This is a genomic window from Nocardia sp. (assembly GCF_025465275.1).
GTDB lineage: Bacteria > Actinomycetota > Actinomycetes > Mycobacteriales > Mycobacteriaceae > Nocardia.
This window is the reverse complement of record NZ_JAODNK010000183.1, coordinates 7,488-30,993: the sequence shown is the minus strand read 5'-3', so window position 1 is coordinate 30,993 and position 23,506 is coordinate 7,488. Positions and strand designations below refer to the sequence as shown.

The following is a 23,506-nucleotide window of genomic DNA, read 5'->3' as shown; positions in this document are numbered from 1 at the left end:
TCAGGCCTGAGCGTCGGCGGCCATGGCGGCGACCAGACTGTTGGGACGCATATCGGTCCAATGCTGTTCCACGTAGTCCAGGCATTCCTTGCGACTACCCTCGTGGACCAGCTGCCAACCGTCGGGCACCGCCGCGAAATCCGGCCACAGCGAATGCTGCCCCTCGGCGTTGACGAGCACCGCGAATCGGCCCTCCTCGTTGTCGAACGGGTTGGTGTCGCTCATTCGATGTCCCTTCCTGTTCCGGTATTCGCACTCGATGACGACCAGCGCCGGTCGGCGGCGGTCTGAACGGAAAACCCTGTCCGGCATTCGCCTTCGCTCAGGTGCTGCCGCAGCATCGGACCGATTTCGTCCAGTGCTCGCGGCGAACCCATATCGACGTGCGAGCAGCCGACGAAGTGCTCGGTGATCTCGCCTCGAACCACCCCGCGCCAGGGACCCGCGCCGGGTGTCGGCGGAGCCTGACCACCCGCGGGTGCGGGTGAATCCGGCTCTGTGGCAGTGAAATACACCAGATCACCCTCGTAGCGGCGGGGACGGAACCGGTAGCCCATGCTGGTACCGGCCAGGTAGCCCGTGTACAGCCGCTCCATGTGGGCAGCACCCAGCGCACCGAACGGCCCCTGGTGCTCGTGCAGCAATTCCGCTGCGCGCTCGGCGGATACGTTCTCCGCCGCCAGGCTCGAATCGCCCAGCAGTGCCGCGAGCAGTTCGCCGGCACTGGCGTCCGCGATTTCCGGTTCGTCGGCGAGGATGCGGCTGTCCAGCATGGCCAGCACCTGCACCTGCTCCCCCGCCGCTTCCAGCCTGGTCGCGATGTCGTAGGCGATCAGACCGCCCAGCGACCAGCCCAGCAGGTGATACGGCCCGTGTGGCTGCACGGTCTGTATCTCACGGATATACCGCTGCGCCAGCTCCTCGACCGTGTCGAGACCGCAGTTGTCCTCGGTCAGGTGCGGCAACTGCAAACCGTAGATCGGCCGTTCCGGTTCCAGGTGCGGCAGCAGTCCGGTGTAGCTCCAGGCCACACCACTGACCGAGTGCACGCAGAACAGCGGCGGCAGTGTGCCGTTCGGGCGAATCGGCAGCAGCGGACTCAATGCCGCCTCGACGGCATTATCGCTGCCGTCGGACGGCGCCTCGACCCGGGCGGCGATACCGGCCGGGGTGGGATCCAGGAACAGCGCCTGCATCGGCACATCGGCTCCATGCTGGTCCCGGATCACCGCGACGAGTCGAGTAGCCAGCAGCGACGTGCCACCCAGCTCGAAGAAATTATCGTCCGCACCCACCGACTCCAGACCCAGCACCTCGGCGAAGGCAGCACACACCAGCACTTCGACGGGCGTGCCGGGCGCACGGAAGGTCGCCGCCGCGAGCAGTTCCGGTTCGGGCAGCGCCGTACGATCCAGCTTCCCCGCCGGTGTCAGCGGCAGGGCTTCGAGGACCGTAATCGACTGCGGCACCATGTATCCCGGCACTCGCCCGGCGACATGCTTACGCAGCTCTTCGACATTCACCACGGCACCTGGCACCGGCACGACGTAGGCAGCGAGAATCAGCGCACCACTGGCCATCTCGTATCCGATGGTGGTCGCCGCGGTCACCTCGGCGTACGCGGAGAGCGCGGCATTGATCTCACCGAACTCGATGCGGAACCCGCGGATCTTCACCTGGTCGTCGCTGCGACCGAGGTACTCCAACTCCTGCCGTCCCGCCGATGTCACCCAGCGCACCAGGTCACCGGTGCGGTACATGCGGTCGCCCGGCGTGCCGAACGGACTCGCGATGAACCGCTCGGCGGTCAGGGCAGGACGACGGTGATAGCCACGCGCCAAGGCGATTCCGGCCAGATACAACTCGCCGGGCACACCCACCGGAACGGGACGCAGACGCCGGTCGAGCACCATCAATGCGAATCCGCGCAGCGGTCCGCCGATGGTGACGGGCACGCCCGGCCGCAATCCGGCGCTGATGCTCGCGGCGACGGTGATCTCCGAGGGACCGTACGCATTGAGCATGGTCCGACCCGGAACATCGGCCCCGACCCAGCGCTGCACCAGTTCGCCGCCGGTGCGGTCACCGCCGACCATGATCATTTCGAGCTCGCCGAGCCCGGCCGGTTCGACGGTCGCCAGCGCCGCCGGCGTCACGAACGCGTGCGTGATCCGCTCCGCGCGCAACAGGTCCCGCAATTCGTCGCCGCCGAAGATCCCGGTATCGGCCAGCACCAAGGTCGCGGCACTACCGAGAGCCAGCAGAATTTCGAGGATCGCGGCGTCGAAACTCGGTGACGCGAAGTGCAATACCCGCGACCGAGTGGTGACCCCGCCCCGATGCGCGAGCTCCGCGGCGAAGTTGGCCAAGCCGGCATGCGTGACGGTGACGCCCTTGGGCACACCGGTCGATCCCGAGGTGTAGATCAGGTACGCCGGATTGCCCAGCCGGGGTGCACGGATGAATTCGGCCTCGGAAAGCGGTGCACCCGAATAGAACCGGGTCTCCGCCGCGAAGGCCGGATCATCGAGCACCAGCCACTGCGGGCCCACCGGCACGTCCCCGCGGCACCGCGAGACCGTCAGGCCGATGCGCGCCCGCGAATCGCTGAGCATGTGCTCCTTGCGCTGCGCGGGATAGGACGGATCAACCGGCACGAACGCCGCCCCGGTCTTGAGCACCGCGAGCATGGCCCGCACCGATTCGACCGAACGCGGAATACCCAGCGCCACATACGCTTCCGGACCGACCCCGCGAGCCAGTAGCGCTCGCGCCAGCCGGTTGGTCGACCGATCCAGCTGGTCGTAGCTCATCTGGATCTCCCGGTCGCAGACCGCGACCGTGCCCGGCGACGTAGCGACGGCCGCGGCGAAGACCGCCGGGAAGGTGGCGGCGGTGACCGACGCGGACCCCCGTACCGGAGCCAGCGTGCGCATCTCCTGCGCATCGAGCAGGTCGAGATCCCCTACGGCCGTGGCGGGATCACCGATCGCGGCGGTGAGCAGCCGGACGAACCGGTGGCACAGCACTTCCGCGCTACCGGCATCGAACAGATCGGTGGCATAGGTGACGGACAGATCGATTCCGTCCGGAGCACCGTGTGCGGTCTGCGATTCGGTGAGCGTGAATTGCAGATCGAACTTGGCCACCTCGAACGCCGTATCCTCGGCAATCGCGGTCACCTCGGCCAGCTGCGGCAGGTCCGGCACCACATTGTGCACCGACAGCATCACCTGGAACAGCGGGTGATGTGCGGCCGAGCGGGCCGGATCGAGGGCCTCCACCAGTCTCTCGAACGGAATATCGGCGTGCGCGAACGCATCCAGATCCGTTTCCCGCACGGTGTCGAGCAGTTCCGCGAAGGTGTCACCGGAAGCGACGGATGTCCGCAGCACCAGCGTGCCGACGAACATGCCGACGAGCAGATCCAACTGCGGATCCACCCGGCCACCGATCGGCGTACCGACCACCACATCGTCGGTGCTGCCGAGCCTGCTCAGCAGGACCGCCAGCACCGCGTGCAGCACCATGAAGACGCTGACACCGTGCCAGCGCGCCAATTCGGTGAGCTCGTCGTGCAACTCGGCGTCGATGCGCGCGAACACCGAGGCACCGCGCTGGGACGGGACCGCGGGGCGCGGCCGATCGATGGGCAGTGTGAGGCAGTCCGGCGTCCCGGCCAACTTGTTCGTCCAGTAGTCCAGCTGACGGGCGGCCGGGCTCTCGGGGTCTTCCTCATTGCCGAGCACCGCGTGCTGCCACAGACTGAAATCGGCGTATTGCACCGGCAGCGTGGCCCATCCGGGTTCCCGCTGTTCCCGCCGCGCCGCATAGGCCGCAGCCAGATCCATCGCGAGCGGTCCCGCGGAAGCGCCATCCGCGACGATGTGGTGCATGACGAGCACCAGCAGGTGCTCATCGGCCGCGAGGCGCAGCAGCCCGGCACGCACCGGAAGCTGCTGTGTCACATCGAATCCCGCCGTGATGAAGGATCGGATGAACTCCGGCACGGCAGCGGCGGCGAGCTCGTGCAGCGGCACCGAAAGCGCCGGATCGGCGGCTGGCAGCACCACCTGATGCGGACCTTCCGCATCCGCAGGGAACACGGTGTGCAGCACCTCGTGGCGGGCCACCACATCCGCGACCGCCTGTTGCAGCGCTTCGACATCCAATGCGCCACGCAGCCGCAGCACCAGCGGGATGTTGTACGCGCCGGAGGCGGTATCGAACCGATTCAGCAGCCAGAGCCGCTGCTGGGCCGGAGACAGCGGAATTCGTGCGGGCCGGGGCCGGGAGACCAGTGCGGGCCGGTCCCCGCCCCCGGCGGACAGCACCCGATCGAGCATCGCGCCGAGTTTCTCGGGAGTCGGGTGCTCGAACACCGCGCGCACCTCCAGCCGGCAGCCGGAGGCGGCGGCGATCCGCGCCACCAGCTGTGTCGCCGACAGCGAGTTGCCGCCGAGATCGAAGAAACTGTGGTCCGCACAGACGCTTTCCCGGCCGACGACCTCGGCCATGGCCTTGGCCACCAGCACCTCGCCGGGCGTGCGCGGGGCACGACCGGTATCGCTGACGGTCCAGTCCGGCTCGGGCAGTGCGCGGCGATCCAGTTTCCCGTTGGGCGACAAGGGAATCGAGTCCAGCATCAGGAAGGCCGACGGCACCATATGCGCCGGAAGCTGCTGGGCGGCAAGGTCGTGCAGTGCCCGCGCCTCGAGCGCGCCGCCCTCCAATGCGACGACATAGCAGACGATATGCGCCCGGCCGCCGTCGTCCTTGCGAACCTCGGTGTGCGCGAAGCGAACTCCCGCGCAGCCCGCGACCACAGCGGAGATCTCGCCCAGTTCGATGCGGAAGCCGCGCACCTTGACCTGATCGTCGGCGCGGCCGGCGAATACCAGCTCGCCTTCGGCATTCCACCGCACCAGATCTCCGGTGCGGTACATGCGTTCACCCTTGCCGCCGAACGGATTCGCCACGAATCGTTCGGAGGTCAGCACCGGACGCCGGTGGTAACCCTGCGCCAGGCCGATACCGCCGACATAGAGTTCACCCACCACACCGGGCGGCACGGGGCGCAGACGTGCGTCCAGCACCACCGTGGTCACCCCGCGCATCGGGCGGCCGAGCACGATCGGCCGGTCCGGATGCATGGGCTCGGAGAAGGTGGTGGCAATGGTCGCCTCGGACGGGCCGTACCCGTTCGACATATCGCGGCCGCGGCCCCACTGCTCCACCAGTTCCCGATCGAACGCCTCACCGCCGACTATCAGCGTGTGCAGGCGCGGCAGCGGCCAGCGGACCGCATCGATGCTGGCCAGCGCGGCCGGTGTGATGATGACGTGGGTGACCGCGTTCGCCTCGATCAGCTCGGCCAGCGGGTCGCCGCCGTAGACGTCGATCGGGACGATCACCATGGTCGTGCCCGCCGACCAGGCCAGCAGCAACTCCAGCACCGCCACATCGAAGCTCGGCGAGGCCAGATGCAGTGTGCGCGCGGACCGTTCGACACCGAACCGGACCCGTTGCACCTCGGCGCAGTTGAACACGCCGCGATGGGTGACGGCCACGCCCTTGGGCAGGCCGGTGGACCCGGAGGTGTAGATCAGATATGCGACATCGTCGATGCGCGGTACGCGGCGCAGCTCGCTCGCGTCCACCGGTGCGGCGGACATCTCGGCGGCGTCGTCGACCAGCATCCACTCGATGCCGAGATCACCGGGAAGCGCCGCGCGATCGGTGGTGCAGGTGAGCCCGAAGCGCACCGCCGAATCGGTGAGCATATGCCGGATCCGGTCCATCGGATGCCGCACATCGACCGGCAGGAAGGCCGCACCGGTCTTCGCGATGGCCAGCGAGCCGACGACAGATTCCACCGACCGGGCCAAGCCCAGTGCGACAATATCGCCGGGTCCGACTCCACGCGCGATCAGCTTGCGCGCCAGGCGATTCGACCAGGCGTCGAGCTCACCGTAGGTCAGCGTCCGTTCCGCCGTGACGAGCGCGGGGTGGTCGGTCTGTACCGCACGAGCGAACAGCTCGGGCAGTGTGATGGGCTCCGCGGCCCGGGCGCCGTGCGCCGGAGCCAGCACCGAACGCTCCCACGCGGACAGCACATCCGCGTCGCCGACCGCGATCTCCGGCCGGGCCAGCACCGCCGCCAGCAACCGGACAAAACGGCGGCTCATCCGGTCGGCGGTGGCGGTATCGAACAGATCGGTGGCGTAGGACAGCGACATCTCGATGCCGTCCGGATCACCGTGCGCCGTAAAGGCTTCGGTGAAGGTGAATTGCAGATCGCACTTCGCCAGGCCCGGATCGACCGGGAAGCCCGTCACCGCGACGTCCGGCAGGCGGACTGTCGGCACACCCATATTGGTGAGCGACAGACTCACCTGGAACAGCGGGTGATGTGCGGTCGAGCGCACCGGATTGAGCACCTCGACCAGCCGCTCGAACGGCAGATCGGCGTGGGCGAAGGCGTCGAGATCGGCGTCGCGCACCGATTCCAGCACCTCGGCGAAGCTGGCCGCACCGTCGATCCTGGTGCGCAGCACCAGGGTGCCGACGAACATGCCGATGAGATCGTCGAGCGCCGCGTCGCCGCGCCCGGCCACCGCGGTGCCGATGGCGATGTCGCCGCTGCCACTGGTACGAGCGATCAGCACCGTCAGCACCGCATGCAGCACCATGAACACAGTGACATCGTTCGACTGCGCCGAATTCGCCAGGCGGGCATGCAGTTCCGCATCGATGCGCACGGAGGTCGAGGCGCCGCGCTGGGAAGCCACCACCGGCCGTGGCCGATCGACGGGCAGTTCCAGGCACTCCGGCAGATCCGCCAGGCGTTCGGTCCAGTACTGCAATTGCCGCGTGGTCAGACTTTCCGGATCGTCCTCGCTGCCGAGCAATTCCCGTTGCCACACACTGAAATCCGCGTACTGCACCGGCAGTGCCGGCCATGCGGGCGCGGCGCCGGAGCAGCGCGCCTCATAGGCCGCCACCAGATTCGCGGCCAGCGGCGTCAGCGACCAGCCGTCGGCGGCAATGTGATGGATCACGACGACGAGGACGTGCTCGTCGACTCCGACCCGCATCAGTGCCGCGCGGATCGGGATCTCGACCGCAAGATCGAACCCGGTCTGCGCCAGCTCGAACGCATCGGTGACCACCGTGCTCGGGCTGGAGACGATGCGCACGAACGGCAGCACCGCCGCCGTCTCGGGCACCACCACCTGATGCGGCCCCTGTGCGTCCTCGGGGAATACCGTACGCAGCACCTCGTGCCGCGCCACCACATCCGACACCGCCTGCTGCAGCGCCGCCGCATCCAGGCGGCCGGTCAGGCGCAGGCCCACCGGAATGTTGTAGGCCGCCGAACCCGGATCGAAGCGGCTCAGGAACCACAGTCGCTGCTGCGCCAGGGACAGCGGCACCCGCTCGGGCCGCTGACCGGCCATCAGGACCGGACGCCCGGCGGCCGCCTCGCCCATCGAATCATCCAGCAGCAGCGCCAGTCCGGCGGGTGTCGGATGTTCGAAGACCGCGCGCACCCCGAGCTGCTGCCCGGAGGCGGCGGTGATCCGCGCGACCAGCTGCGTCGCGGACAGCGAATTGCCGCCCAGCTCGAAGAATCCGTGATCGGCGCAGACCTGGTCGTGGCCGAGGACCTCGGCCATGACCTTCGCCACCAGCTTCTCATTGGGCGTGTGCGGAGCACGTCCGCCTTCTACCGTCGACCAGGCCGGTTCCGGCAGGGCGCGGCGATCCAGTTTTCCGGTGGGCGACAACGGGATCGACACCAGCGGCACGAACATGGCGGGGACCATATGCGCCGGGAGGCGCTCGGCCGCGATATCGCGCAGCTGCGCGATATCCACGCTCTGCCCATCCTCCGGGACGACGTAGCAGACGATGGCGGGACGGCCCGCCGCGTCATCGCGGATCTCGGTGTGGGCGAAGCGAATTGCTTCGGCATCGACCACCACGGCGCTGATCTCACCGAGCTCGATCCGGAAGCCGCGAATCTTCACCTGATCATCACTGCGGCCGACGAAGTCCAGCTCACCGGACTGCGTCCAGCGCACCACATCACCGGTGCGGTACATCCGCGCGCCCGGCAGGGTCGAGAACGGATTCGAGACGAAGCGGTTGGCGGTCAGACCCGGCCGCAGGTGGTACCCGCGTGCCAGACCGTCGCCGCCGATGTACAGATCACCGGACACACCCGGCGGCACCGGGCGCAGTCGCTCATCGAGCACGACCACTCCGGTGCCGCGAATCGGGCGGCCCAGCACCACCGCAGCGTCCGCCGCCAGCGGCGTCGAAATGGCGCTCATGATGGTGGTTTCGGTCGGTCCGTACCCGATGTACAGGTGCCGGTCCGGGGCCCAGCGCGCGACCAGATCCGCACCCACCGCCTCGCCACCGACCGACAGGTGTTGCAGCGCCGGCAGCGGCCAGCGGCCGATGTCGATGCTCGCCAGCGCCGCCGGGGTGATGAAGGCGTGTGTCACCCGCTCACGGTCCAGCAGCGCGGCCAGGTCGTCACCGCCGTACACCTCGGGCGAGGCGATCACGAGGGCGCCGCCCGAGCACCAGGCCAGCAGCAGTTCCAGGATCGAGGCGTCGAAGCTGGGTGAGGCGAAATGCAGTGGCCGGCTGTCGGAGTCCATCGCGTAGCGGGTGCGCTGCTCGACCGCGAACCCGGCCATGCCGCGATGGGTCACCGCCACACCCTTGGGCACACCGGTCGAACCCGAGGTGTAGATGATGTAGGCGAGGTCGTCGATTCCCAGCCAGCGCAGCCGATCGGAATCGGTGATCGGCGTGGCGGATTCGGCCTGCTCCAGTTCCGCCAGCGTGAGCCAGTTCAGGACCTCCGGCAGCGCGCCGGAATGAGCGGCCGTGGTAATGCCCAGTCGCGCACCGGAATCGGTGAGCATATGCGCGATCCGCTCGGCCGGATAGCGCACATCGACGGGGACGAAGGTCGCACCGGTCTTGGTGACCGCCACCGTGGCGAGCACCGATTCCAGCGAGCGGGGCAGGCCGAGCGCGACAATATCGCCGGGGCCGACGCCGTGCGCGAGCAGCGCCCGCGCCACCCGGTTCGAGCGTTCGTCCAGTTCGCCGTAGGTCAGTGTGCCCGACTCCGACACCACCGCAACGGCATTGCGCACGGCCGCGGCGGCATTGAAGACCTCCGCCAGGGTCGCCGGTACGGGTCCGTTCACGCCGCGCGCCGGCGCCAGGTCGGAGCGCTCCGGTACCGACAGCAGGTCGATATCGCCGACCGCGGTGTGCGGGCGGCCGCTGACTCCGGACAGCAGCCGGACGAAGCGGGCGCCGAGACGCTCGGCGGTCTCGGCCTCGAACATATCGGTCGCGTAGGTCACGCAGATGTCGATGCCGTCCGGATCACCCTGTGCGGTATGCGATTCGGTGAAGGTGAACTGCAGATCGAATTTAGCGATCTCCAGCGCGATCTCCTCGATCGCGACCTCGACCTCATCGAGCCGCGGCAGTGCGGGCAGTGCGTCGTGCACCGACAGCATGACCTGGAACAGCGGGTGATGCGCGGTCGTGCGCACCGGATCCAGGGCTTCCACCAGCCGCTCGAACGGAATGTCGGCGTGCGCGAAGGCATTCAGATCGTGATCGCGCACCTCCGCCAGCAGCTCGGAGAAGGAACCGGCGCGATCCACCTGGGTGCGCAGCACCAGGGTGCCGGCGAACATACCGATCAGCGGGTGCAGGCGCGCGTCGGCTCGGCCGGAGATCGGGGTGCCCACCGTCACGTCCCCGGTGCCCGTGATCCGAGCCAGCAATACGGCCAGTACGGCGTGCAGCACCATGAACAGGCTGGCATCGTGGTCGCGGGCGAGCCTGGAGAGCGCGGCGTGCGACGCACCGTCCAGCCGGGCGAATACCGAAGCGCCGTGCTGTGATCGGACCGTGGGGCGCGGCCGATCGGCAGGCAGTTCCAGGCTGTCAGACTGCCCCTGCAGGCGTTCGGTCCAGTACCGCAGCTGCTGCGCCGACACACTGGTGGCATCCGCCTCGTCACCCAGCAGCTCACGCTGCCAGACGCTGTAATCGGCGTACTGCACCGGCAATTCGGCCCACGCGGGCGCCTCACCCTGCCGCCGTGCGGCATAGGCCGTGGCGAGATCGGACGCCAGCGGAGCGATGGAGCCACCGTCTGCGGCAATGTGATGCACGACCACCGCGAGCACATGATCGTGCTCGTCGATCCGCACCAACTCCGCACGCAATGGTAGTGCCGTCGCCAGATCGAATCCCCTGGTGGCCAAGGCACACAGGCGGGCCTCGATATCCTCCGCAGCCACCTCGACCACGGGCAGCGCGAATTCGGCGGCGGCCGGCAGGATCACCTGGTGCGGGCCGTCCGCGTCCTGCGGGAACAGGGTGCGCAGCGCCTCGTGCCGCTCCACCACGTCACGCAGGGCAGCCGCCAGCGCAATCGCATCGAGCCGGCCGTGCAGGCGCAGCGCCACCGGGATGTTGTACGCGCCCGAATCGGTGTCGAAACGGTTCAGGAACCACAGTCGCTGCTGTGCCGGGGAGAGCGGAATCCGGGCCGGGCGGCGGCCGCGGGTGAGCTGCGGCAGGCCCGGATCGTCCTGTGCCAGCAGCTCGTCCACGACCCGCGCCAGCTGCTCGGGGGTCGGATGTTCGAAGACGGCGCGCACCCCGAGATGGCGGCCGGTGGTAGCGGCGAGCTGTGCCACCAATCGGGTCGCCGAGAGCGAGGTACCGCCGAGCTCGAAGAAGTCGTGATCGGCACAGACCTGATCGCGGCCGACGACCTCGGCCATGGCGTTCGCCACCAGCATCTCACTGGGGGTGCGGGGTGCACGCCCGGCTGCAATCTCCCACTGCGGTTCCGGCAGCGCCCGGCGATCGAGCTTGCCACTGGGCGAGAGCGGGATAGCCACCAGCACCACAATCGCGGTGGGCACCATGTACCCCGGCAGCCGGTCGGCGGCATATGCGCGCACCGCCTGCCGGTCCGGCTCCTGATCTCCGGAGGCGACCACATAGCCGACGATGCGCGGAGTTCCGGCATCGTCACGGCGGATCTCGGTGTGTGCGAAGCGAATTCCCTCGGCCTGCGACAGCACCGCACTGATCTCGCCGAGCTCGATGCGGAAGCCGCGGATCTTCACCTGATCATCACTGCGGCCGACGAACATCAGCTCGCCCGCGGCCGTCCAGCGCACCACGTCACCGGTCCGGTACATGCGCTCACCCGGGACCGCAGCGAACGGGTTCGCCACGAATCGCTCCGAGGTCAGGGCGGTCCGGCCCACATAACCACGGGCCAGGCCCGCACCCGCCACATAGAGTTCGCCCGCCACACCGACCGGCACCGGCCGCAGCCGGGTATCCAGCACGGTCAGCGCGGCACCGCGAATGGCACGGCCCAGCACCACGGGCCGACCTGCGGTGAGCGCGTCCGACATGACCGGAGCCACAGTCGCTTCCGACGGACCGTAGGCATTGAACATGGCCCGGTCGACCGCCCAGCGGGCAACCAGGTCGGCGCCGACCGCCTCGCCACCGACCACCAGGCAGCGCAGCGCCGGCAGCGGGTGAGCGGCGATATCGATACTCGCCAGCGCGGCCGGGGTGATGAAGGCGTGGGTTACGCCCTGGTCCTGCAGCAGCGCCGCCAGGTCGTCGCCACCGTAGATCTCCGCGGAAGCGACCACGACGGTCGCGCCCGCGCACCATGCCAGCAGCAGTTCAAGCACCGAAGCGTCGAAGCTGGGCGAGGCGAAATGCAGTGTCCGGCTGGCGGATTCCAGCCCGTAGCGGGCGCGCTGCTCCAGCGCGAAGGCGGCGAGTCCGCGATGCGGCACCGCGACGCCCTTGGGTACACCCGTTGAGCCGGAGGTGTAGATGACATACGCGATATCGTCGACGGCCAGCGGACGGATACGCTCGGAATCCGACACTGCCGCAGCCGATTCCGCAGCAGACACCACGTCTGCGAGCAGCCACTGGACAGTCAGATCCGCGGGCAGCAACTCACGATCCGCAGCAGTGGTCAAGCCCAGCCGGGCCCCGGAGTCGGTGAGCATATGCCGAATCCGGTCGGCCGGATGCCGCACGTCCACCGGCAGGTAGGCCGCGCCGGTCTTGGCGACGGCCACCGTCGCGACGACGGACTCCACCGACCGCGCCAGGCCCAGTGCGATGACCTCGCCCGGACCCGCGCCCTGTGCGATCAGGGTGCGCGCCAGGCGATTCGACCACTCGTCGAGTTCGCCATAGGTGAGGGTGCGATGCTCCGCGACCACGGCGACCTGATCGGGATCGGCTGCCGCCGAGGCGAAGAGCTCCGGCAGCGTGAGCACGATATCGGCGGCCGGACCACGAACAGGCGAGAGCGCCCGTGATTCCTCCGGGGCCAGCAACTCCAGATCACCCACCGCCGCAGCGGGATCGGCGAGAGCCGCGGACAGCGCCCGCACGAAACGGCGGCTCAGGTCCACCGCCGTGGCGCGATCGAACAGGTCGGTGGCATAGGTGAGGCACAGGTCCAAGCCACCCGAGCCGCCGCCGCCCGCCTCCGGTACGGCGGTGAAGACGAATTGCAGATCGAACTTCGCCACCATCGAATCAACCTGCACGGCAGCGATATCCAGACCGGGCAGTCGCAGGGCGGGCGCACGGAAGTTGTCCAGCGACAGGCTCACCTGGAACAGCGGGTGATGTGCGGTGGAGCGCACCGGATTCAGTGCCTCGACCAGTCGCTCGAACGGCAGATCCGCGTGCGCGAACGCCTCGAGGTCGGCTTCCCGCACCGCGTGCAGCAGATCGGTGAAGGAGGTGCCGCCGTCGACCGGCGTGCGCAGCACCAGGGTGCCGACGAAAGCGCCGATCAGCGCATCGAGTTCGGGCTCGCCGCGGCCGGCGATCGCGGTACCGACGGCGATGTCGGGGCTACCGCCGAGGCGAGCCAGCAGCATCGCGAGCACGGCGTGCAACACCATGAATTCACTGACGTCGCGGCTGCGCGCCAGTTCGGTCAGGCGGGTGTGCAGCCCGGCATCCACCCGCGTGCGGACGGAGTCACCGCGATGGGTGGCCACCGCCGGACGGGGACGGTCGGCGGGCAGGTCGAGGCAGTCCGGCAGCGCGGCCAGGCGGGTGCGCCAGTACCGCAGCTGCTGGGCGGCCACACTCTCCGCATCGTCCTCGTCACCGAGCAGATCCTGGTGCCACACCGCGTAATCCGCGTACTGCACGGGTAGCGGCAGCCACTCCAGTGCGTGCCCGGATCGGCGGGCGGCGTAGGCCGTCATGAGATCCGAGGCCAGTGGCGCGAGCGACCAGCCGTCCATGGCGATGTGGTGGACGACCATCGCCAGCGCATATTCGGTCTTCCCGGTGCGCAGCAGTTCCACCCGCAGCGGCAGTTCCCGGGTGAGGTCGAAACCCTGCTCCGCGGCGACCTCGACATGCTGCTCGAGCTCCAGCGCAGAGGTCTCGAGTAGTGCCAGGGTGAGCGGCACCTCGGCGGCGGGGATGACCGCCTGGTACGGACCCTGATCATCCTGTGGGTACAGAGTGCGCAGGATCTCGTGCCGCGCAATCACATCGGTGAGTGCGGCACGCAGCGCCGCCTCGTCGAGTGTGCCGCGCAGTCGCAGCGCCACCGGAATGTTGTACGCACCGGACTCGGTGTCGAGCTGGTTCAGGAACCACAGTCGCCGCTGCACCGAGGTGAGCGGGACCCGCGCCGGGCGAGTGCACGTGCCGAGTCGCGGACGGTCCGAGATCTCCTGGCTCGCAACCTGATCCAGCAGTCCGGCCAGGCCCTCGGGGGTCGGGTGCTCGAAGACCTCACGCACCGCGAGCCGATGTCCGCACGCCGCGGCGATCCGGGAAACCAGCCCGGTGGCCGAGAGCGAGTTACCGCCCAGATCGAAGAAGCTGTGATCCGCGCAGACCTGTTCGCGGCCGAGCAGGCGCGCCATTTCCCCGGCGACCAGCACCTCGGCGGGGGTCGCCGGTTCGCGGCCCGCGATACCGAGATCCCACACCGGTTCGGGCAGGGCCCGCCGATCCAGTTTGCCGCTGGGCGACAAGGGAATCGAGTCGAGTGCGACAACCGCCGACGGCACCATGTGCGCTGGCAGCGTGGCACCGACGTGGGCTCGCACTGATTGCGCATCCAGCTCGCGGGAACCCTCGGCGCGGACATAGCACACGATGTGCGCGCGTCCGGATTCGTCGTGCCGGATCTCGGTGTGCGCGAAGCGAACTCCGTCGAGGGCCGCGACCACCGCGGTGATTTCCCCGAGTTCGATGCGGAAGCCACGCACCTTCACCTGGTCGTCGCCGCGACCGAGGAAGACCAGCTCACCCTCGGCCGTCCAGCGCACCAGATCTCCGGTGCGATACAACCGCTTGCCCGCCGAACCGTACGGATCGGCAATGAACCGGGCCGCACTCAGACCGGGCTGCGCGAAGTAACCGCGTGCCAGGCCCGGGCCACCGATGTAGAGCTCACCGACAACGCCGACCGGAACCGGGCGCAGACGGCGGTCCAGCACCGCCAGTCCCGCACCCCGGATGGGACCACCCAGCACAATCTGCTGGTGCGGTGCAAGGGCATTCGACATGGCCACGGCAACGGTCGCCTCGGACGGACCGTACGCATTGAACAGGGCACGGCCGACCGCCCAGCGCTCGAGCAGCTCCGCGCCGACGGCCTCGCCGCCGACGATGAGTCCGCGCAGCGCGGGCAACGACCGCCCGCCCGCACCCAGGGTCGTCAGCACAACCGGGGTGAGGAACGCGTGGCTGACACGCTCACGCTCGAGCAGTTCCGCCAATTCGTCGCCGCCGTAGATGTGCGGCGGAGCCACGACCATGGTCGTTCCCACAGACCAGGACAGCAGCATTTCCAGCACCGAGGCATCGAAGCTCGGGGAAGCGAAATGCAGGGTCCGCGAACCCGATACGACGCCGAACCGCTCGGCCATGGTGCGCGTGAAGTCGGCGATGCCGGTGTGGGTGACCGTCACGCCCTTCGGGGTACCGGTCGATCCGGAGGTGTAGATGAGATACGCGGTGTGCGAGAAGTGCAGCGGCACAGTGCGCTCGGCATCGCTGATCGCGAGGTCCGGCAGGCTCGCCAGCGCGGCGGTGACCTCGGGATCGTCGAGCACCAGCCAGGTCACGCCGCCGGCCGGCAGTTCGCCGCGCTGTGCGGCGACGGTGAGACCGAACCGCGCGCCGGAGTCGGCCAGCATGTGCTGCTTGCGCTGCAGCGGGTAGGCCGGATCGACGGGCAGGAAAGCCGCGCCCGTCTTCGCTACCGCCACGGTGGCGCACACCGACTCGATGGAGCGCGGAATACCCAGTGCCACGAAGGATTCCGGGCCGACGCCGTGCCCGATGAGCAGGCGCGCGAGGCGATTCGACCGCCGATCCAGTTCGGCGTAGGTCAGCTCGGCAGCACCGCAGCGCACCGCGAGTGCCGCAGGGTCCACGGCGGCCGCGGCGGTGAAGATATCCGCCAGTGTCGCCACGGGTGCGGAGTCCGCCCCCGATACCGGTGTCAGGGCCCGGCTCTCGTCCGCTGTCAGCACCGGGAGCTCGCCGACGATCAGGCCGGGATCGGCCACAGCGGCAGCCAGCACCCGGGTGAACTGCTCGGTGAAGCGCCGGGCGGAGTCCTCTGCGAAGAGGTCGGTCGCGTAGGTGAGACCCAGGTCGATACCCGCCGGAGCACCCTGTGCCGAATGCCGTTCGATCAGTGTGAGTTCCAGGTCCCAGCGCGCCGCGCCGGTCTCCAGCGCCGAGGCGGTGGAGCGCAGCCCGGCCAGCTCGACCGCTGCGGGGACAGAACTGTGCAGCGACAGCATGACCTGGAATAGCGGGTGGTACGCCGCCGAGCGCACCGGTTCGAGCACCTCGACCAGGCGCTCGAACGGCAGCTCCGCATGCGCGAAGGCATCCAGATCGGTATCGCGCACCGAGCGCAGCAGCTCCGCGAAGGAGACGCCGGTGTCCACCTTCGTGCGCAGCACCAGGGTGCCGACGAACATGCCGACAAGATGGTCGAGCTGGGGGTCCACCCGGCCGGCGATCGGAGTGCCCACGGCCACATCATCGGTGGCCGCGAGCCGGGCCAGCACGGTCGCCAAAGCGGCGTGCAGCACCATGAACACACTCACGCCGGAGCGCTGCGCCATGGTGGTCAGCGCCGCGTGCAGGTTCGTGTCCAGATGCGTGCGCACCGTGGCGCCACGGTGGGAAGCCACCACCGGGCGGGGCCGGTCGGTCGGCAACTCGAGGCATTCCGGCAGCTCCGCGAGGCGCTCCCGCCAATACCCGAGCTGGCGGGCCGCCGGGCTCTCCGGATCGTCCTCACTACCCAGCAGATTCCGTTGCCACACACTGAAATCCGCGTACTGCACCGGCAGTGCCGCCCACTGCGGCGATCCGCCGGAGCGGCGCGCCTCGTACGCCGTCACCAGATCGGTGGCGAGCGGCGTCAGCGACCAGCCGTCCGCGGCAATGTGATGGATCACCACGACGAGCACATGCTCCTCGACGGTGAGTCGCAGCAGGCCCGCGCGGATCGGCGGCTGCACCGTGAGATCGAAACCGGTGGCGGCGAATTCGAGGGCATCGGTATCCACGGTGTCCGGCCCGGACATGATCTGTGCGAACGGCACCACCACACCCTGTTCCGACAGCACCACCTGATGCGGGCCCTCGGCGTCTTCCGGGAACACCGTCCGCAGCACCTCGTGCCGGGCCACCACATCCGACAGCGCCTGCTGCAGCGCCGCCGTCTCCAGCCGGCCCGACAGGCGCAGACCGACCGCGATGTTGTACGCACCGGAGTCGGTGTCAAAACGGTTCAGGAACCACAAACGCTGCTGCGCCAAGGACAACGGGATGCGCGCCGGGCGCTCCCCCGCCGTCAACAGCAGGCGCGCTCCGGTGCCACCGGACTGCTCCAGCAGCGCAGCCAGCGTCCCCACGGTCGGCGCGTCGAACAGCGCCCGCACCTCGACCATCGTGCCCAGCGCCAGCGCGAGCCGCGTCGCCACCTTGGTCGCCAGCAGCGAATTGCCGCCCCGGGCGAAGAAATCATCGTCCAGGCCCACCCGCTCGGCCCCGAGTACCTCTTCGAAGACCGCGGCCACCGCGCGCTCGGCGCGCGAAACCGGTTGGCGGAAGCGGGCTACCGCGAACACCGGCTCCGGCAGCGCCCGGCGATCCACCTTGCCGGTCGCCGTCATCGGAAGTTCGGACAGCACCATGAGGGCGGCCGGAACCATATAGGCGGGCAGGGCGGCGGCGAGGCGAGTCCGCAGTGCGTCCGGATCGACGGTACGACCCGGAGTCGGCACCACGTAGGCCACCAGTTGATCACCGCGCTGCGCATCAGCCCGCGCGACAACAACCGCCGTATCGATATCGTCCTCGGCCAGCAGCGCAGCCTCGATATCGCCCAGCTCGACACGGAAGCCGCGGATCTTCACCTGGAAGTCGGTGCGCCCGTGGTATTCCAGCTCACCGGAGGCCTGCCAGGAGGCGAGATCGCCGGTGCGGTACATACGTTCACCCGCGTCCACGGCGAACGGATCGGGTACGAAGCGCTCCGCCGTCAGGACACCACGGCTGACATAGCCGTGCGCCAATTGAATTCCCGCAAGATAGAGGTCACCCACGACGCCCGGCGCGACCGGCCGCAGCCGGGTATCGAGCACGTACACCCGGCTGTTCCACTCCGGGCGGCCGATCGGCACCGTCACGGTGTCCGCGTCGTCCACCCGGTGCGCGGTCACCGACACCGCAGCCTCGGTGGGGCCGTACAGGTTCCACAGCTGAATGCGCGGATTGGCGCGGCGGAAACGTTGCGCGGTGGCGGCCGGCAGCGCCTCGCCGATGGCGAGCACCAGCCGGACCGTGGCGGGCAGCTCCGCCTGGCGTCCCGTCATGAGGGCGGTGAGCATGGACGGCACCAGGTGCAGTACCGAAACGCGCCGGTCCTCGATCAGGGCGGTGAGATAGGACGGATCGCGATGACCGTCCGGGGTCGCGATGACGGTGCGGCCACCGACGAGGACCGCCGAATAGAACTCCCACACCGACAGATCGAAGGTGGCGGCGGTCTTCAACAGCACGGTGTCATCGCCGTCGAGCCCGAAAGTCCGCTGCTTCCACAGCAATTGGTTCACCACCGCGCGATGCGGCACCGCGACGCCCTTCGGGCGGCCGGTGGAACCGGAGGTGAAGATGACATAGGCGGTGTGGTGCGGGCGCAGCGGAGTGCGCCGCTCGCCGTCCAGGACGGGGTACGGCGGCACCGCCGAAAGATCCAGCGCGTCGATCTCGACGATCGGCACACCCACCGCGGGCAGCCCGGCCGCATCCGCGCGAGTGCTCAAAACACACTGCGGCGCAGCCGTATCGAGAATGTAGTGCAGTCGCTCGGCCGGTTGATCGGGGTCGATCGGGACGTACGCGCCACCGGCGACGGCGACCGCGTACATGCCGACCAGCAGCTCCGCCGAACGGCGCGCGGCGAGCGCCACCCGTACCTCGGGACCGACACCCAGCGAGATCAGGTGGCGGGCAAGGCGATTGACCTGTTCGGAGAACTCCCGATAGGTCACCGTCAGCGGATCGACCTCCGGCCCGGACTCGGCCATGAGCGCGACGGCCGACGGGGTGCGGGCCGCCTGTGCGGCGAACAGCGAGGCCAGCGTCTGGCGGGCATCGACCGCGTGGCCGGTTGCGTTCCAGTCGTGCAGGATTCGGGTCCGCTCCGCGCCGTCCAGCAGGTCGAGATCGCCGATCATCCGATGCGGGCGAGCCGCGGCGTCATCGAGCAGCCGGGCGAACCTGGTGGCGAATCCCGTCACCGTGTTCTCGTCGAAAAGGTCGGTGGCATATACGAAGTGGCCGGTGATCCCGGCCGGTGCACCGGTGTTGTCGTAGTGATCGGTGAGCACGAGCTGCAGATCGAACTGCGCCACCCCGGTCTCGATCTCGGTGCCGGACACCGTCAGTCCGGGCAGTTCGACCGCGATCCGGCCCAGGTTCTGGAACGAGAGGCCGACCTGCACCAGCGGATGCCGAGCGGTCGAGCGAACCGGATTGAGCTCCTCCACCAGGCGCTCGAAGGGCAGCTGCGCGTGTGCGAAGGCGGCGAGATCGATCGGGCGCTGCCGGGTGAGCAGCGACTGGAAGGACTCACCGAGTGCGGGCCGGGCCCGGAAGACCACGGTATTGACGAACATACCGATGAGCGCGTCGAGCTCCTGTTCACCGCGACCGGCGACCGGTGTGCCCACGGCGATATCGAGACCTCCGGACAGGCGCGCCAGCAGCACCGCGAATGCCGAGTGCACCGCCATGAACAAGGTGGCGTCGGCATCACGGGCAACCCGAAGCAGGTCGGCGTGCACGGCGGCATCCACCGCCACATTCACCTTCGCGCCCCGGAAGGACTGCACCGCCGGACGCGGCCGGTCGTAGGGAAGCGAGAGTTCGTCCGGCAGGTCCGCCAGCTCGACGCGCCAGTAATCCAGTTGTGCCGCAGCGGGACTGGCCGGATCGGCGGCATCGCCGAGCGTCTCGGTCTGCCACAGGCTGTAGTCCACGTATTGCACCGGCAAGGCAGCCCACTGCGGGGTCTGCCCGGCCAGGCGTGCCGCGTATGCCGCGGAGAGATCGGCGAACATGGGTGCGAGCGACCAGCCGTCGGCCGCGATGTGGTGAATCACGACGGCCAGCAGGTGTTCCCGTGCCCCGGTGCGCAACAGTTCCATGCGCAGTGCGGTCTCACGGGTCAGTTCGAAACCGCGCGCGGCGATGGCCCGCAGACGCTCCCCTAGCTCGGCTTCGGACACCTCGAGCACCGGCAGTTCCGGAACGGCGGCCGCGGCATCCAGGATCACCTGGTGCGGGCCGTCCTGGCTGTCCGGGAAGAGGGTGCGCAAAGGCTCGTGGCGGGCAATGAGATCCGCGACGGCACCGCGCAGGGCGGCGATATCCAGGTCGCCGTCCATGCGCACCGCGAACGGAATGTTGTAGGTGTAGGCGCGGTGGTCGAAGCGGTTGATGAACCAGAGCCGCTGCTGTGCGGGGGAGAGCGGAATGCGCGCCGGGCGCACCCGGGCGGCGAGCGCGGTGCGGCCCGGCTCCGGCAGCAATGCCGAGACACGAGCTGCCAGGCCCTCGACCGTCGTTTCCTCCAGCACCAGTCGAACCGGCACCGGGACACCGAGTTCCGCGCCGACCCGCGCCGACACCCGGGTCGCGTTCAGGGAATTGCCACCGAGCGCGAAGAAACCGTCGTCCAGACCGATGCGCTCCACCTCGAGCACCTCGGCCAGCACCGCCGCCACCGCCCGCTCCGCCGCGGTGCCCGGTGCCCGATAGGCCACGGTCGCCACCACCGGCTCCGGCAGCGCGCGACGATCCAGCTTGCCATTGGCGGTCAGGGGAATCGCGTCGATGACCACATAGGCCGCAGGCACCATGTACTCCGGCAGCCGCTCCGCCAGTGCGCCACGCAGCGCCGGAATATCCAGCGCGGCAGCCGATTCGGTCACCACATACGCGACGATGCTCGCATCGCCCGCGTCGGCGTGCCGCACGATCACCGCGGCCTGCCGCACCCGTTCCTGGGCCAGCAGCGCCGCCTCGATCTCACCGAGCTCGATGCGGAAACCGCGCACCTTGACCTGATCGTCCGCGCGGCCGAGGTATTCGAGTTCACCCGCGGCCGTCCAGCGTCCGAGGTCACCCGAGCGGTACAGCCGGGTGCCGGGAGCGCCGAACGGGTTGGCCACGAAACGCGCACCGGACAGCGCGGGCTGTCCGAGGTAGCCGCGCGCGAGCTGGGAGCCGGAGACGTAGATCTCGCCGGCGACGCCGATGGGAGCCGGACGCAATCGGCTGTCCAGCAGGAAGATTCCCAGGCCCGGAATGGCCCGGCCGATGCCACCGCCGCCGGAGGCCGCGGCCGCACGATCGAGCGCGCGGTGCGTGACATGGACGGTCGTCTCGGTAATGCCGTACATATTGACCAGGCGCGGCGCGTAGTCGTGGTGGCGGCGATACCAGTCGGCCAGCCGGCGCGGCTCCAGGGCCTCACCGCCGAAGATGATGTAGCGCAGCGCGAGCGAGGCCACGCCCGGTTCGTGTTCCGCCTCGACGCGGTCGGCCTCGACCAGCTGCGAGAAAGCCGACGGCGTCTGGTTGAGCACCGTCACCCGCTCCCGGCGCAGCAGCGCCAGGAACAGCTCGGGCGACCGCGAGGTCTCGTAGTCGACAACGACCAGGGTGCCGCCGTACAGCAGCGGACCCCACAACTCCCAGACCGAGAAGTCGAAGGCATAGGAGTGGAACAGGGTCCACACATCGCTTTGATCGAATCCGTAGGCGCGGTCGGTGTTTCCGAACAGGGTCGCGACATTCGCGTGCGGGATCTGCACACCCTTGGGGCGGCCGGTCGATCCCGAGGTGTAGATGACATAGGCGACATTGCCGGGTGTGAGCGTGCCACGGCGCTCGGCCGCGGTGATGGGGCTGCCGTCGGCGGCGGGGGCGACGGACTCCACCGCAATGACCGGCAGGCCCGCCGGCAGCGCCGACCGCAGTGCCGCGGAACTGATCGCGCACGCGGGCCCGGCATCGGTGAGCATGTACGCGATGCGATCGGCGGGGTAGTCCGGATCGATCGGGAGGTACCCGCCGCCGGCCTTGATCACCGCGAGCAAGGCGACCACAAGGTCCAGCGAGCGCGGCAGCGCCACGGCGACCAGAGTCTCGGGGCCGACGCCGTGCCGGATGAGCTCCCGGGCAAGGCGATTGGCACGAGCGTCCAGCTCGCGGTAGGTGAGCGCTACTCCGTCGCAGGTGACAGCGGTCGCGGCGGCGTGCGCGGCGACCGTGGAATCGAACAGGTCGACCAGCGTGTCTTCGGAGGGCAGCGATTCGGCGGGAGTCCGCGCCCAATCCCGCAGCACCAGTTCCTGCTCCGCCGGGCCCATGACAGCCAGGTCGGCGAGCACGGATTCGGGAGCGGTGATCAGGAATTCGGTGAGGTAGTCCAGGAAGCGGCGGTGGTGCGCGCGCAGTTCGTCGGCGGTGTAGCGGGCCGGATTGCCGATGAAGTCGACATGCAGTTCGCCCGCGCCGGAGCCGTTGTAGATATTGACCGACAGGTCCTCCACCGGTCCGGTCGACAGCAGATGCATGGTCGCGGCCGCACGGCCGAAACGAAGACCGTTGTGGAACAGCATAATGTTGACGACGGGGCCGAAGAAGCTGCGGTGCTCGCCGGCCGCACCCCGGTCGCGCTGCATGTCCTCGTGCCGGTACCGCTGATGCCGCAGGGCGTCCCGAATGCTGGGGTCGACCCGGCCGACCAGATCCGCGATCGTGGTGTGCGCGGCGATATCGACGTGCAGCGGAACCACATTGGAGACATAACCCGACGACATGCGCAGCTCGGGGGTGGTGCGCGCGGTCACCGGCAGACTCAGGGTGACCTGCGTCTTGCCGGTCACGGCGGCGAGGTAGGCGGCCACGCCCGCGGTGAGCAGGGCCGGGCGCGAGGCGCCGAATCGTTCACGTACCGCATCGAGTTCGGTGCGGCAGGTCGCAGGCAGCACGCCGCCTTCGATCCACCGGTCCGCACCCGCGGCGCCATAACGGTCACTCAGGCTGAAGGTCGATCCGATGGCGTTCAACCGGCCGCGCCAGAAGCGGCGGTCCTCGGCGAAGGCCGCCGATTCGCGGTACGCGAGTTCGGATTCGTAGATGGAGTGCAGATCCTCGGCGGCCGACTGGCTCGGCGCCGCACCGTCGGTGAGCGCGGTGTAGTGCTCGGCAATGCGCGCGACGAGCAGCATCGCCCCGTAACCGTCGATGGCGATGTGGTGCATCTTGGCGTACCAGAGGTATTCGTCGTCGCCGGTGCGCAGTACGGCGGACTCGAAGAGCCGATGGTCCAGCAGCGGAATCGGTACGGCGGAGTCGCGGCGCATCCAGGACATCGCGGCGGCGCGGGGGTCGTCGCAGGATCGGAAGTCGTGCCGGGCCATGTCGATCGGCTCGTCCGGTCCCACCACCTGACGTGGGTCTCCTGCTACCTCAACGATTCGCAGCCGAGGGCTCTGCAAATCCCTAGCACATAAGCGCGCGGCCTGTCCGAGGCGCGCCACATCAAAATCACCATGAATCTCGACGTACTGCGCGACTGTCAGCGGCTCATCGGGCGCAATGTGCTGAGCGTTCCATATGCCAATCTGTGCCTCTGACAAGGGAAAAGAGAATACCGTGTCCGATGCGTCACGACCTGCGGGCTCCGAGGCCAAGGCGGTCATCAAAACACTCCAATCTCCGATAGAAGAATCTGGACGATCCTGAACAATCACAGGGCAGACAGCAACATCGCTGCAACTCCCAGAGAGTTAATCGCACAGACCAG

2 protein-coding genes are annotated in these 23,506 nt (G+C 68.8%); both read right to left on the bottom strand.

Annotation, left to right across the window (positions count from 1 at the left end; translation table 11 throughout):
- Complete coding sequence (locus JWN03_RS38145; RefSeq protein ID WP_297625934.1) at nt 1–225, bottom strand: MbtH family protein; 225 nt, start codon at nt 223–225, stop codon at nt 1–3.
- Nucleotides 222–23,402 (bottom strand): non-ribosomal peptide synthase/polyketide synthase, encoded by a 23,181-nt coding sequence (locus tag JWN03_RS38140; protein WP_297625932.1) that lies wholly within the window; start codon nt 23,400–23,402, stop codon nt 222–224. The genes JWN03_RS38145 and JWN03_RS38140 overlap by 4 nt, the downstream gene beginning before the upstream one ends.
- Nucleotides 23,403–23,506 lie beyond the last annotated feature (104 nt).

What these genes read in the sequence shown, in the direction of transcription:
- JWN03_RS38145 (WP_297625934.1), bottom strand. Translation starts at nt 225, where the DNA reads ATGAGCGACACCAACCCGTTCGACAACGAGGAGGGCCGATTCGCGGTG.
- JWN03_RS38140 (WP_297625932.1), bottom strand. Translation starts at nt 23,402, where the DNA reads ATGACCGCCTTGGCCTCGGAGCCCGCAGGTCGTGACGCATCGGACACG.